The sequence below is a fragment of the Pantoea sp. JGM49 genome, assembly GCF_018257655.1.
Classification (GTDB): domain Bacteria; phylum Pseudomonadota; class Gammaproteobacteria; order Enterobacterales; family Enterobacteriaceae; genus Pantoea; species Pantoea communis.
On the sequence record NZ_JAERJM010000006.1, the window covers coordinates 86,585 to 98,806 of the forward strand.

Sequence of the window (12,222 nt, forward strand, 5' to 3'; positions counted from 1 at the left end):
GTCGTATCAAAAGATCGGTATCCCGCACATCAGAATTTAATGGTCCGGCGTGGAGGCTGACTGCAATCACCGAGAGATGATTAGCGGGATCCAGCACCCTTTCTACCGCTGTAAATTAAAACATTTTTTAAAAAACAGTATTGACCTCTAATTTTATATGAGTAAATTAATACCCAGCAGCACAATAAAAATCGATATTAAGTTTCTGAATAGTACTAAGTTGTAATAACACCGTTTAGCTTTAAAGGCCACGAAGTTTATTGTTTGGGATGTAGTTGCTTTCAGGCCTGGTTATAAATGTGCTGGTTAGCAAAATGGTAGTAAAACGCGACGATGTAAAGCCTTGTTTTTTATCTGCTGACGGTGTGTTTTGTGTACGGTAAGTGGCTCAGCAACGGGCAACGCATCAAAGAGTCTATATCGCTATGGAGGATGTGCTTGTTTAAAGTTGCCACGCTCGGTTTCTAAAAGCAAAGGCAAGTGTTTGACGAGATAAATAGAGGGAGGCTTTTAGTATTCATACCCAATATTGTCTGAAGTAAACGGGTTCATTTAAACGCAGTACAAATAGCAGTATTATTCTATTAAGTCTATTAATGTCAATTCTGAAGTCCGACGTACCTTAAAAGCCATGGCTGCAATGGTCGGGGCTTTTAAGATAATCCCCCTCCTTTGAAAGCTAAGTTCTCATAAGAAACCGTCAATAAAACTCATCATAATGATCCCATTCGATACCCCTCTGATGCGCTATTGGTAGGGATGTACTGACTGTGGCTCGTTCCCATCGGTCATGTTTGTTCAATGATGGTAATGAAGTCATCGTTAAAAAGCACGACTAATGACCGTCTTTTGCTTATCGCTCACAAACAATGATTCTGTAAGTATGACGGTGATACCGCAGCCTTACTTCCTGAAGAAACAATGCCTCACTGTAATGTGAAAAGTGTGACGCATCTCTGTAACGAAAAACATTCTCCAAGGCTGCGCTGATGACCCGATAGCAGATGGCGATAATCCTTCTGTACCCAAACGGGCACATGACGACTAAATCCTTGGTAATAATTCGGCTCCCATCAGGGAGCCATTTATTTCCGATGCTTTGCAGCTGAGTTGCCGAAGAAAAACGGTCGATACATGTTTAAAGCGCGTCGGTTTGAAAGGCTGCCTACGCTTAACGCAGTAAATTACGGCCCTACACACCTGTTATAGTCATCAATACAATATCACTTGCACAATGGTAATGACTGGATCTATCGACATGGCTGCGCATTGTTAATCTCCTACTGCGCGCTGTCAGCGCAAAATTAAGGGTCATGAACCGCGGTATATACTTTCCAGCCCGCAGGTTTCAGGTCAGGTACCTGTATAACCGGGTTGAAGATTACTCCTGCACTGGTCGCGAAGTTTCCAGGAAAGCCACTTGTCGATCTCCTCATCAGGCAGGGGTCGAGAATAAAAAAAGCCTTGCGCTTGATCGCAACCATAATCCTTCAGCGCGGATACAACATTTGCATCTTCAACTCCTTCAGCCACCACCGTATAGTCAAGGTCCTTCAGCATGTTAATAATGCTGCGCGCAATGATACGGGATGCGGTATCCGATGAAATTTCACTGATAAGTGACTGATCCAGCTTAATAATGTCAAGAGGCATACGCCTCAAATAACCAATGTTGCTGGAGCCCGTGCCAAAGTCGTCCAGCGAGATATTAAATCCCTTCAGCTTCAGCCTTTCCAGCCCGCGCATAGCTGTTGGATTTTCGATAATACGTTCGGTCTCCATGCACTCGATGCCCAGCATTGAGGTGGGCAGTTTTGACCTGATCATCTTATCCTCCAGCATACTGGCAAAACCCTCGCGCGCAATATCGTGGCTCCCAACATTGATCGTAATGGGAAGCTGGATGGCGCTGTTGCGCAGCCTCTTTAGGCGGCCGATTGCACGGTCTGTGACCCAGCCCGTCAGTTTGCTGAGCAGCTCTGTCTGCTCTGCCAGGGGTACAAACAGCGCGGGTGAGAGCTCGCCACGAAGCGGATGGCGCCAGCGCACCAGTGCCTCCAGCCCCAAGGGCTGCCCGGTCCGCAGGCATATTTTCGGCTGATAAGCCAGCCACAGACCATTATCTTCTCTGATCGCGGCGACCAGATCGTTCATCAAAACTCCGTCATCCCTGGACTGGACATCGGACGTCTGGCTGAAGCGCATAGATGGCATACCCAATGCAATGGCCTCATGCAACGCGCTGATGGCACGGCGAAGTGTTTCATGCGCTGGGGTTTCTCCGCAGACAAAAGTTGTCTCTCCTGTGCGGGTACTGAGAGCTAAATAGATGCCGTCCCCAAGTTCGGCGTTGATTCCCTCCATACGTTCTGCGATCCACTCGGCGCTCAGGGGACTGCCAGCTCGCGTCAGCAGGGCAAATCGCCCGGTGGCAATGGTATAAAGTGATTCACTTTTGGCTGGCCGCAGGCGCAGCGGCAGCAGTGTAGCCACATCCTTGAGCAGGGTTTCCAACGCCTCAATGCCAATTGATCGGGCGAGCTCATAGGCACGCGGCATGTCAATGCAGTCTATGAGTATGAGACGGCGAGGCGCAGGGTCTGGCGATGCAGCGAGATACTGCAGGTCGCGAATGAGACGCTGGCGATTGGGAAGTCCGGTGACCGGATCCACAAAACCGGCGGAGTGCCACCCCTCCAAAAAGGACATCACCAGCGAGGCCAACTGTGTAAGGGTTTCAAGCTGCTCCGCGCTGAACGAGTGAGGAGCGGTATCGGTGACACACAGCGTGCCAAGCACGATACCCTCACGATTTTTCAGCGGTACGCCGGCATAAAACCTTATGAAGGGGGCTCCAGCGATGAGTGGATGCATAACGAAGCGGGCGTCCAGCCTTGTATCCGGCACAATGACAGGGCTGTCGCTGTCCACCACATATCGGCAGAGGGCATTCTCGCGTGTCGATTGTGTAAGGGCAAAGTTATGTGCGGCCTGTACGTGCTGGTAGTCGTCATCGAGTACGGAGATAAAGCTACCGGGAATGCCAAGGGCCTGGCTCGCTAGCTGCACGAATTTGGACAACACCTCGTCGCGGCTTTCGTCTGGGTGGCGCAGCACATTCAGCGCCCGCACACGGCGATCGATGTCGCTGTTAAGATTTATTAGCATGAGTTCCTCCGCCCCGGCCTAGATCCGGTGCGAAATAAAAATTTGAAAGCGGTAAAAAGCCATTTTCAGAGATGCGACCAGAAAAAAATCAGGTGACTTCCCTCATCAAAATTCACTATAGGCGTGATTGGTTTTAGTGCCAGTTAATGACCATAGTGAAACGATTAAACCAGATAAAAATTTTGGTTTAACCCTAATTTAATAGGTTTTATTTCCCGCCCCATCAATTTTTATCCATTGATAGATATAGCAAAATAAGCTGAGGTTTCTGAAAATAAAGCAAGAATGACAGTGACTAAACAAATTTACAAAAATTTTCACCTTAAGTCGTTAGCGCCATACCGTGGAATCCACCGAAGTCTTCACGATAACCTTCCAAGTGTGGCTTTTTCAAATGGCTTTTATTGCTCCATGCCACAGACTTATTTCTGTATAAGAGTGGAATAAATGCTCATTCGTCAACACCTCAAATCAGCTGACGTGCTTTTTGTAAGGATTGAGTAAAAATAAAGAATTACCTGCGAAAGGAATTATAAATTTTTGATTCGGGCGTTAAAATAAAGAAAATCAATGATGAGTTTAAGATTTAAACCTTATGCCGAATGGTTTTGGCATCATGACGGAGAACCATCGCAACAATTGATTGTAATAAAAAATTCATAAAAAATTAATGTTTATCATTATGTTTAAACCTCATACAGGTAAGGAGTGTCCTTTGGGAAATCAGATTATGAATCGCCCCGTCATTGTCAGTTCCAATGTCAGAGAGCTTCGAATGGCTGCGGGTTTGTCGCAAGAGGCAGCAGCGGAGAGGTTCAATCTTAGCCTGCGCGTATGGCAAATGAAGGAGGCCACAAAAAATCCCGGTCTGCTGAGTCAGGGAGAATACGAATTACTTTTGCTCCTCGCCGGACGACATCCCTTTTATACCGTCATCCAGAACGCCAGGAAATAAAATGTTGGATTCAGTATGCCTCAAAAATGAGGCACGCGATGGCGAATTCGGACACATGTGCAGATGACCATGAAAGGCACCTCACTTTTTCATAAAATTATGCGTCAGTAAAGCGCCCGAAATTACCGTAATTTTTTTATTTTTCTACAGAGAGATGAATCTGAAACTATCCTGCGCTGCTTGACTCCGACTCTTTTTTGAACATCAAAAAGGCGTTACGCAGATTTTCAATCAGATTATCCAGAATACCGAAAGAGAGTTGAATGGCTTCAGTGTGAATAAAAAGATCAGTGTCATTTTCTTTAAACCACTGCCAGAATACTGAATCTTTTGACAGCATGAGGATAACCTTCTGATATCGCTCAAGGTGATTTAAATTATTAATAAATGTTGTCACGTCGGCATATTTCTTATTCCTCATCTGCCATAGCAGCACGTTTGCATGCTCGCTGATAAGAATAAGTTCCTGATGTTTTTGATGGTACGACGTTTTATCCATTATTATTTTTCATATCGGTTTTATTTTAAATTTTAGTGGGCCCGACGGTTTTGCTCACCGGGCCGTCATTTTCTCAAAAACTTTGCCAGCTACCTTCCAAATCTGCCTGAGGTGCTGCCCGATTTAACGATGGACGTGATACTGAAGTACGGGATGTTTCCGCGTTGATGGAATTCAACTCCTTCGGAGCGTTCAGGGTAAAAGCTGACACCAGATTATTTAGGGTAGAGGCCTGCTCCATGAGTGAGTGGGACGCTGCGGAGGCTTCCTCTACCAGTGCCGCATTTTGTTGTGTCACGTCGTCCATCTGGCTGACCGCCTGGTGCACCTGCCCTATCCCCAAGGTCTGCTCCTGAGCGGCAGCCGCGATTTCATTCACCAGATCGTTGACCTGCCGGATGGCGTCATTCATGCGGTTCATATTGTTGCCGACCTCTTCAGCCTGCGCTGAACCGGTGCGAACAAACTGCATCGAAGATTCAATCAGCTCTTTAATCTCCCGGGCAGAGGTGGATGAGCGCTGGGCAAGATTTCGCACCTCTCCGGCAACCACGGCAAATCCACGCCCCTGCTCACCAGCTCTTGCAGCTTCCACCGCGGCATTAAGCGCCAGAATATTAGTCTGAAACGCGATACCTTCAATAATGGAAATAATGTCGGTAATTTTCACCGCACTGCTGTTGATATCAGACATGGTCTGCAACATGCCCTGAACTTTATCCGTGCTATCATCTGATATCAGGCGGGTATTATGTGAAAGCTGGCTGGCCAACTGGGTATTTTCCGCTGTCTGGCGGACAGTTTCACTCAATTCTGACATGCTGGCAGCGGTCTGTTCCAGCGAGGCCGCCTGCTCTTCCGTCCTGGACGATAGATCCTCGTTACCGGCAGAAATCTGAGCCGATGCGGTACTGACAGAGCCAGAAGAGGCGCTCACAGATAACAGGGCTTTTGAAAAAGCAGCAATAAGATGATTAAAAGCCTTGGATGTCAGGCCAATTTCATCCCTACGGGATTCATCTGCACTCAGCGTTAAATCCAGATTATTACTGACGTTTTCCATAACGGTACGCATGCCACTAAGGCTGGTGCGAATGTTTCGTATGGTTAACATGGCCAGCGCACCCAGAAGAACGACGACCAGCGTTGAGCTTATCAGCATGCCCCAAAAGGTGAGGAAGTAGGTGCGATCATTTTTTTTGCGCAGTCCGTTACCAATTTCCAGATTAAGTTGGAGTTGTTTCTTATATCCAACAATCAGGTCACGAGCAAGCTGGCCGACTCCATTATTGCCCTGCAAGAGCGCGAGCGAAAGATTACTATTTAGGGCACGTGAACTCTCCAGAAAGGCAGGGAGTTTATTACTGAGCTCTTTCATAGTGGCTATTGCGCTCTCAGTCATTCGTCGGTCCTCATCACTAGAGATCTCATTCTCAAGATAAAATTGATTAAGGGCATTCATCTCATCTATCCGCGCATTAATCTCTTTCTCAACGTCAGACATTCTCGCTGCGTCTGGTGAAGTCAGGTGTCGGTACATCCAGATAGTGAGTTCGTTAGACCCACTGACCAATTTACCCAGATCAATAACAGAGGCAGTAGCGTTGGACTGAATGTAATGAAAGCGCGTTTGAAAACCTGAAATAACCACAAGAGAAGTAATAACAACAGCAATAATTGCTGCAGATAACAATGAGCAAATTAGGGTTAACCGCTGGGAAATATTCATGCTTATTCGCCTGATTTGAGAGAAGGAAAAACGTGAACTGATTCAATTGATCAGGTTATCGGCAGGGAGAATGAAATGCTTAGCATTAATATTTTATGATTAATTACCATCCTATTGGAGCGTCACACTGCAGTGTTGAACTCAACGTTATTGTCATTCTGGATGATAAGCTCACTAAACTGGGAACTCAGCGCAAATGCCATTTGGCCTGGCGTTAGATTGAGATGAAAGACGCTAATTGGTTTGTACTGTGACTGAGGATCATTGGCAGGACAATAAAATCTGGTTCTACGAATCAAAATTAATGGCAGAAAATCTCTTCTAAACATAGTGATACGTAAACTCCGAATACTTTAAACTGAGTTGCTGAAAAAAATTCGCTGAAGTCCCGTGCCAATCATCATAGAGCTTTCCTGACTTAGAAACCTTCGCTTGTTCGACATTTTCTCTCGTCCCGCCACAAGCGTTCTTAAGCAGTAAATATCGCCACGTCCCTATGGTCTATATTAAGCCTGACTTAAGTAAATATGCGTGAGTGACAATTTTGCGCTAATGTTTACTGCATGATTTCCCTGATTACACACGTTATCAACAGGAGCAGCACACATCTCATAAGGAGACAGATTATGACTGATTACCTCCCTACCGATTCTATTGCGAACCAATGCTTATCACTCATTTGAAACCGCAGGTTAGGGCATCGAACCCAGGTAAACGCCCTATTCTGATACCTACCCCTTGAACTTAAACGCCCTCAATTCAATCATGAGTTCCGCAAAGCGAGGCGGTGCGGACGTTGACGAGGCGTGAGATGAGCACTATTTTTTGAGCGAGGTTCAAGACGATTAGCAACAAGGTTCCTCAGCCACAAAATTATCAAAAGATTGGCCAATCAACCCTGACCAGGCGCAGGGTATTTTAGGACGATAAAACTTTTCGGGGCGGGTGTTGATGAGATTACGTTCACTGCAGGTTCTCTGTCTGCTCAACTTCTTTATCGCTGATGTGCGGGATGGGCTGGGGCCGTTTCTGGGCATTTTTCTGGTATCCCACCACTGGCGAGCGGAAGAAATTGGTCTGGTGATGACATTGGGCGGATTAGCTGGACTATTGGCTACCTTCCCCGCAGGGATGATTGTCGATGCCACCCGTTTTAAACGACTGTTGATTGTTACTGCATCTCTGCTGATTACCTTAAGCGCCCTCGCCCTCTGGTATTTCCCCACATCTGCTGTGGTTATTTTATCGCAAATTATTACTGGTATTGCGGCAGCTGTCGTCGCGCCAGCGATTGCGGGTATCACCTTAGGTATCACCGGTCAAAAAGGTTTTTTGTCACAGATGGGACGAAACGAAGCTTTTAACCATAGCGGCAATATGACGGTGGCGGTGCTGGCGGCCATCACCTGCTGGATCTGGGGCACCGGTTCGGTATTCTTGCTGATGACCACAATGGCGGTGTGCGCGGTTTTATGCACTTTAGCGATCAACAAAAACGACATAGATCACGATGTGGCCAGAGGAATAGAAAAGCATGAAGGTCCTACCGTGTCTGTCTCTGTGTTGGCATTACTCAAGCGACCTGAACTGGCAGTAACAGGGATGACCTTGCTTCTTTTCCATCTGGCCAATGCAGCGCAACTGCCAATGTTAAGCATGCAGGTCGCCTCCTCTTCCACGGAGTCTCTGTTTTCGCCTGGCACCTATGCTGCCCTCACGGTCGCTATTTCTCAAGCGGTGATGATCCCCGTCGCATTGCTTACCGCAAGGTATGCATCACGGTATGGTTATGCCAGACTTGTCGTTATTGCGCTGATTGTACTGCCATTTCGTGCGGCGATTGCGTCGTTCTGGAGCAATGAGTTCGTGTTGTTTCCCGTACAGGCACTGGACGGTGTCGCTGCGGGTATTTTAGGCGTTGCCGTTCCCGGACTTATCGCCTCATTATTCAATGGTTCAGGACATATCAACGCCGCGCTTGGGCTCGTTATGTTGCTACAGGGATTGGGAGCCTCACTCAGCCCGGCATTGGCTGGTGCCATAGTCAGCCACACCTCATGGAGCTTTGCCTATCTTGTTTTGGCAGGCATTGCGCTTTGCGCCGTTTTCATATGGATAATATTCAGCAAGCATGTGTTTAAATCACTTTAGCCTGAACAAAAAACGTTGTTGGGAATAATATGATGGCGATTGATTGACATAGCGCATGAATCACACGTATTACTCACGCTGATAAAAATCCCAAAAAACATCCCTGGCGCTCATTTTCATCCTGAATATCCTTTTCAGGCATAAAATTTTACTTTAGCCATCAATGTTTCGCCCCTTAACGTAGCGCCAGAAACGTTCCGCCGTCAGGTTTAAACGCGCGCCAGATCGATAAACATAAGCCGATATCTTCAGCGAAAGGCTGTGATCCATGATCGCCAGCCTTCTCTCCTCCAACTCGCGCTGAATCGAGTAATCTGGCAGCCAGCCAACGGCATCGCCTTTGAGGATCATTCTCTTTAACAACTCACTCATCGAAGAGACAAAGGTCAGGATAAAGGTGGTGTTAGGTATGCGATCAATCACCTGATTGACCTGACGCCCCATATAACTGTCATTGGCATACTTGACCAGCGGCAGTGTGTCGCCATTGATGGAGAAAATCGGCTTACCGTGCTGGTCACAGGGTGAAACCAGGTGCAGCGCGGAATCGAAAATTTTGTGATTGATAAACGGATAATTCATCAGCTCTTCATTATAAAAGGACAGGATGAAATCACTTTTCCCCTCTTTCAGGTTAAATACGGCATCGTTGACGTTAATCGATTCAACAAAGAAAACTTTATCAGGGCTGTCACGGTAATCCGCCAGTATATCGGGCAGCAGCAGGACGGAAAGCGAAGGCGCCGCATCGATACGGATACTCTGCTTAAGCTTATCTTCACCCTTAATTCGGCTGATCTGGAAGTCCATATCGTCGAGCATGTTCCTGGCATAGCCGACAAATATCCTGCCCTGCGGCGTCAACTGTGGCGGGTTCACTTCACGATTAAAGACGCTGAAACCCAGGTTCGATTCGAGTGCCTGAATCCTTCTGCTAAACGAGGATTGCGAAATATTTCGTCTTTCTGCCGCAAGCGTAAAGCTGCGGCATTCTTCTAATGCAATCACATCATAGAACCACTTCACTTCGAGGTTACTTAGCACGTCTTTTCTCCAATTGCAGCCCCCAATTCTATGCATTTTTTACATGACAAATGATTTATATGCAATTTCTGCATCAAAAAGCCAGTGCTACTATCCATCCCTTACTCGGGTCGGCCCTTGCCGCCTCGCCAATCATCCAATGAGTCAGGGTATTTTATGAGCGCAATTAAATCTGTCATGCAACATCTCTCAAGCCTTGGCATCAACGATGTCAGCGAGATTGTTTACAACCCGAGTTACGAATTGCTGTTCGAGCATGAAACGTCAGCCGAGCTTAAAGGCCCGGCGCGCGGAATATTGACGACGTCTGGTGCGGTTACCGTTGATACCGGCGAATTCACTGGCCGTTCTCCACGCGATAAGTACATCGTTCGTGACGATGTGACGCGAGATACCCTTTGGTGGTCCGATGCTGGCCTGGGGCGCAACGATAATAAACCGATGTCCACTGAAGTATGGGCACACCTGAAATCGCTGGTAGCCGATCACTTATCTGAGAAAGCGCTGTATATCGTGGATGCCTGGTGTGGTGCCAGCGCGGATACCCGTCTGGCCGTGCGTTTTGTCACTGAGGTGGCCTGGCAGGCGCACTTTGTCAAAAACATGTTTATCGCCCCGACCGCCGAAGAACTGGCAAGCTTTAACCCGGACTTCACGGTGATTAATGGCGCCGGTTGCGTCAATCCGCAGTGGCAGGAGCAAGGGTTAAACTCGGAGAACTTTGTTGCCTTCAACCTGACAGAGAATATCCAGCTGATTGGCGGGACCTGGTACGGCGGCGAAATGAAAAAAGGGATGTTCTCAGTGATGAACTACCTGCTGCCGCTGAAGGGTATTGCGTCAATGCACTGCTCAGCGAACCGTGGCGAAAAAGACGACGTGGCGCTGTTCTTTGGCCTTTCCGGCACCGGTAAAACCACACTGTCGACCGATCCGCGTCGCCAGCTGATTGGTGATGATGAGCACGGCTGGGATGCTGACGGCGTATTCAATTTTGAAGGCGGCTGCTATGCCAAGACCATCAATCTGAAAGCGGAATCTGAACCGGAAATTTATGGTGCTATCCGCCGTAATGCGCTGCTGGAAAACGTTGTCGTTCGTGAAGATGGCAGCGTGGATTATGCCGATGGCAGCAAAACCGAGAACACACGCGTCTCTTATCCACTGTCGCACATCGAGAATATCGTGCAGCCGGTGTCTCGCGCGGGTCACCCTTCACGCATTATCTTCCTTGCTGCGGACGGATTTGGCGTGCTCCCTCCGGTTTCACGTTTGACGCCAGAGCAGATGCAGTATCACTTCCTTTCTGGCTTCACCTCCAAGCTGGCGGGCACCGAGCGCGGCATTACCGCTCCGACGCCAACGTTCTCAGCTTGCTACGGAGCGGCTTTCCTGATGCTGCATCCAACGCAGTATGCTGATGTGCTGCAGGAAAAGGTCGCACAAAGCGGTGCTGAAGTGTGGCTGGTGAATACCGGCTGGAACGGTGCAGGCCAACGTTTGTCGCTGAAAGATACGCGCCAGATCGTCAACGCCATCCTCGAAGGGGAAACTGGCGCAATGCGTGAAGAAACACTGCCGATCTTTGGCCTCGCCATTCCGCAGGAGATTGCTGGCGTCGATGTAAACACTCTCGATCCGCGCAACGGTTGGGCATCACCGGCAGAATGGCAGGAAGCGGCCGAGAAACTGGCGCAGCTTTTTATCAATAATTTCAAGCAGTACAGTAATAACGAGGCTGGTGCGCGTATTGCGCAGGCGGGTCCGCAATTGTAATTGATGGCATATAAGATGGATGTCATACAGTGGCACTCTGTCGCCGCCAGTGAGGCGCTAAAAGCTGACTGAACTGACGCTGCCCCGCGTAAAATCGCCGGGCAGCGTTATTGATTAATAGAGCAGAAAGAATCCAGGCACAGTTAGCCTGACGTATTCAGTGCTTATGCTGATTTATAACGAGCTTCTAACTTGTCTAAAAAGCCAAATAGCACTTCATTCATCTCGCTGTAGTCATGTGCACGAAGTTCTTCTGGCGTGTTAACAAAGCGGTATTCAGCTGCACGGCTCAGGTCATTCTCAGTATGCGCGATCAGCATTTCCACTACCTCTAGCGTCAGTTCCATATGGCACTGGAAACCATAAACGCGATCGGAATAGGCAACGATCTGGCGCGGGCAACCTTGGCTATAAGCAATGATTTTTGCCTCTGCCGTTAATCCCGGCATGTCGTTGTGCCAGTGCCCTACTTCCAGCGTGCTGGCAAAGTGAGAGAACATCTCATCCTTGCTACCCTCTTCCGTCAGTGTGATTGGGAATTTACCAATCTCTTTTTCAGGGCTATGTGCGAACGGTGCGCCAAGCGCTTCACCAATCAGTTGTGATCCCAGGCAAATACCGATAACGGCTTTACCGGTTTGAACCGCCGAAGCAATCAACGCCTGTTCACCTTTCGCATTAAAGTGCGGGCATTCAGCTAATGTGGTGGAGGGATCTTGTGGCCCTCCCATCACAATCAGAAAATCGATACCTTCCGCGTCTCCTGGCAACTTATCACCGGCGTAAACCCGCGAGTAAGACACATCATGGCCGTGATTAATGGCCCATGTTTCGTAGGCGCCGGGTGCCTCAAAATCTTCATGTACGATGAAATGTACGCGCATTGCAGAGAACTCCATG

The 12,222-nt window shown here is 48.1% G+C and carries 8 protein-coding genes; 3 read left to right on the top strand and 5 right to left on the bottom strand.

Annotated features, from left to right (window positions below):
• Positions 1-1,353 precede the first annotated feature (1,353 nt).
• Positions 1,354-3,168 (bottom strand): sensor domain-containing phosphodiesterase, encoded by a 1,815-nt coding sequence (locus JK231_RS12290; protein ID WP_211728679.1) that lies wholly within the window; start codon positions 3,166-3,168, stop codon positions 1,354-1,356.
• A gap of 715 nt (positions 3,169-3,883) precedes the next feature.
• On the opposite strand from JK231_RS12290, the gene JK231_RS12295 reads away from it, so the two are divergent.
• A complete protein-coding gene (locus JK231_RS12295; protein ID WP_176505782.1) occupies positions 3,884-4,123 on the top strand; it encodes a transcriptional regulator in 240 nt (79 codons plus the stop codon).
• 166 nt (positions 4,124-4,289) lie between these two features.
• Here the strand turns inward: JK231_RS12295 and JK231_RS12300 are convergent, their stop codons facing one another.
• Positions 4,290-4,622, bottom strand: coding sequence for a hypothetical protein (locus tag JK231_RS12300; RefSeq protein ID WP_160834125.1), 333 nt, complete (start codon positions 4,620-4,622; stop codon positions 4,290-4,292).
• Positions 4,623-4,695: 73 nt separating this feature from the next.
• Positions 4,696-6,351, bottom strand: a complete 1,656-nt coding sequence (locus JK231_RS12305; RefSeq protein WP_097118764.1) for a methyl-accepting chemotaxis protein — start codon at positions 6,349-6,351, stop codon at positions 4,696-4,698.
• 951 nt (positions 6,352-7,302) lie between these two features.
• Between JK231_RS12305 and JK231_RS12310 the strand changes: the two genes are divergently transcribed.
• Positions 7,303-8,502, top strand: coding sequence for an MFS transporter (locus tag JK231_RS12310; RefSeq protein ID WP_211728680.1), 1,200 nt, complete (start codon positions 7,303-7,305; stop codon positions 8,500-8,502).
• Positions 8,503-8,655: 153 nt separating this feature from the next.
• Here the strand turns inward: JK231_RS12310 and JK231_RS12315 are convergent, their stop codons facing one another.
• Entirely contained in the window at positions 8,656-9,546 is an 891-nt protein-coding gene (locus JK231_RS12315) for a LysR family transcriptional regulator (RefSeq protein ID WP_097118762.1), read from the bottom strand.
• A 156-nt stretch (positions 9,547-9,702) separates the two neighbouring features.
• Between JK231_RS12315 and pckA the strand changes: the two genes are divergently transcribed.
• Positions 9,703-11,322, top strand: coding sequence for a phosphoenolpyruvate carboxykinase (ATP) (pckA, locus tag JK231_RS12320; protein WP_211728681.1), 1,620 nt, complete (start codon positions 9,703-9,705; stop codon positions 11,320-11,322).
• Positions 11,323-11,486: 164 nt separating this feature from the next.
• Here pckA and JK231_RS12325 read toward each other — a convergent pair whose 3' ends face one another.
• A complete protein-coding gene (locus tag JK231_RS12325; RefSeq protein ID WP_211728682.1) occupies positions 11,487-12,206 on the bottom strand; it encodes a type 1 glutamine amidotransferase in 720 nt (239 codons plus the stop codon).
• Between the last annotated feature and the right edge of the window lie 16 nt (positions 12,207-12,222).

What these genes read in the sequence shown, in the direction of transcription:
- JK231_RS12310 (WP_211728680.1), top strand. Translation starts at nt 7,303, where the DNA reads ATGAGATTACGTTCACTGCAGGTTCTCTGTCTGCTCAACTTCTTTATC.
- JK231_RS12305 (WP_097118764.1), bottom strand. Translation starts at nt 6,351, where the DNA reads ATGAATATTTCCCAGCGGTTAACCCTAATTTGCTCATTGTTATCTGCA.
- pckA (WP_211728681.1), top strand. Translation starts at nt 9,703, where the DNA reads ATGAGCGCAATTAAATCTGTCATGCAACATCTCTCAAGCCTTGGCATC.
- JK231_RS12325 (WP_211728682.1), bottom strand. Translation starts at nt 12,206, where the DNA reads ATGCGCGTACATTTCATCGTACATGAAGATTTTGAGGCACCCGGCGCC.
- JK231_RS12290 (WP_211728679.1), bottom strand. Translation starts at nt 3,168, where the DNA reads ATGCTAATAAATCTTAACAGCGACATCGATCGCCGTGTGCGGGCGCTG.
- JK231_RS12300 (WP_160834125.1), bottom strand. Translation starts at nt 4,622, where the DNA reads ATGGATAAAACGTCGTACCATCAAAAACATCAGGAACTTATTCTTATC.